This window comes from Corynebacterium sp. CCUG 69979 (assembly GCF_024454095.1).
Classification (GTDB): domain Bacteria; phylum Actinomycetota; class Actinomycetes; order Mycobacteriales; family Mycobacteriaceae; genus Corynebacterium; species Corynebacterium genitalium.
This window is the reverse complement of sequence record NZ_JAGPZA010000042.1, coordinates 1-1,159: the sequence shown is the minus strand read 5'-3', so window position 1 is coordinate 1,159 and position 1,159 is coordinate 1. Positions and strand designations below refer to the sequence as shown.

At 61.3% G+C, this 1,159-nt stretch carries 3 protein-coding genes; all 3 read right to left on the bottom strand.

All coding sequences use genetic code 11. The features are described from left to right. Positions 1–487 (bottom strand): hypothetical protein (locus KBX18_RS11720; protein ID WP_255996271.1); only part of this gene is annotated, 487 nt, incomplete at its 3' end. A 3-nt stretch (positions 488–490) separates the two neighbouring features. Next, complete coding sequence (locus tag KBX18_RS11715; RefSeq protein ID WP_255996270.1) at positions 491–826, bottom strand: DUF4913 domain-containing protein; 336 nt, start codon at positions 824–826, stop codon at positions 491–493. A gap of 3 nt (positions 827–829) precedes the next feature. Beyond that, positions 830–1,159, bottom strand: a 330-nt coding sequence (locus KBX18_RS11710) for a TraM recognition domain-containing protein (RefSeq protein WP_255996269.1), incomplete at its 5' end; no start/stop codon positions are given.

Here is a 1,159-nt window from a genome sequence, read left to right as displayed (position 1 = left end):
TCTGCATATCCTCAATGACTTCTGAGGGCGGCAATGCCCCTGGCACGCGCCCGTCACCACCGAGGATGACCTCGTCAATGGAGTCCGCCAGATTCTCCAGCCCTGCCGTGGTCAGCACCGCTAACGATGCGACGGTGTGGTCGAAGCGGGGTGTGTCGATGCGGTCATCGTCGTTAGCGGGTTCGTACTGCTCGTCTTGCGAGGTCGCTAGGGACTCTTCGAAACCCCGGTTGTGCAACTCGTCGTGGAAGAAGCCTTGCTCTTGGTGCGTCCAGCGGTACAGCGCTTCGCCGGCGAGGAATGCAGCGGCGAGTTCGCCAGTGCTCATGCGCTTGTAGCTGTTCGGTCCCGGCGTGCGGGTGCGCGGGTGGGCGCGCGCGGCCACCTGTTTTTGTTCAACGGCCCGGGCCACCGCGCGCGCCTGTTTCAGCGCGCGGGCAAGAGTCAGGTCGATTTCGCGCAGTGTGTGTGCTCTGGGGTTCGCCATGGTCTAGTTCTCCTTGGTTTCTTCGACGGGGCTTGTGGGCAGGTGCATGGTTGGGACGTCTTCTCGGCGGCAGTCTTGCATCACGGAGTGTTCACCCATGAGCACCCTCATGTGGTAGTCCGCGTGGACGCGGAAGAACGTCTCCATGTAGGTGGCTGGTTCGTCTTGGCGCAGGGATTCATAGCGCAGCCACAGACCCTCTAAACGGGCTATGACCTCTGGGTGTGCCCACCAGCGCGCGGACCAGTTCACTGAGTTGATCCGGGCTGAGGACACGCCGTAGTACGGCAAGATGATCTGGTCTACAAACTCGTAAACGCTGGGAAATTGCGGTTGCATGGGTTACTTGGCTCCTAGTTTGTTGCGTGTGTCGTTATCCCAGGGGCGTTGCCACCACGGTTCCATTTGGGCGATCAGGGGGCGGCGCTTGGATGCGAGCACGAGTGCTCGGCCTTGGTCGAGGCTGGCCAGTTCTGCGACGGTGAGAATCTTGCGCTCGCGCCGGTTACGTGAGACCGTGCGTTGCCCGTCGCCTGTGCGCGAGGTCGAGGTTTCAAACACTTCGACTTCACCCACGAGTGCTTCGAGTTTTTGCAGCATCTTGTCGTCGCGTACACCGCCGCCGTAGAGCACAAGGGCTGCTGCCGACCACAGCAATTCCATGCCGTTTTC

Excerpts from the sequence above, each read along its gene's own strand:
- KBX18_RS11715 (WP_255996270.1), bottom strand. The coding sequence starts at position 826 with ATGCAACCGCAATTTCCCAGCGTTTACGAGTTTGTAGACCAGATCATC.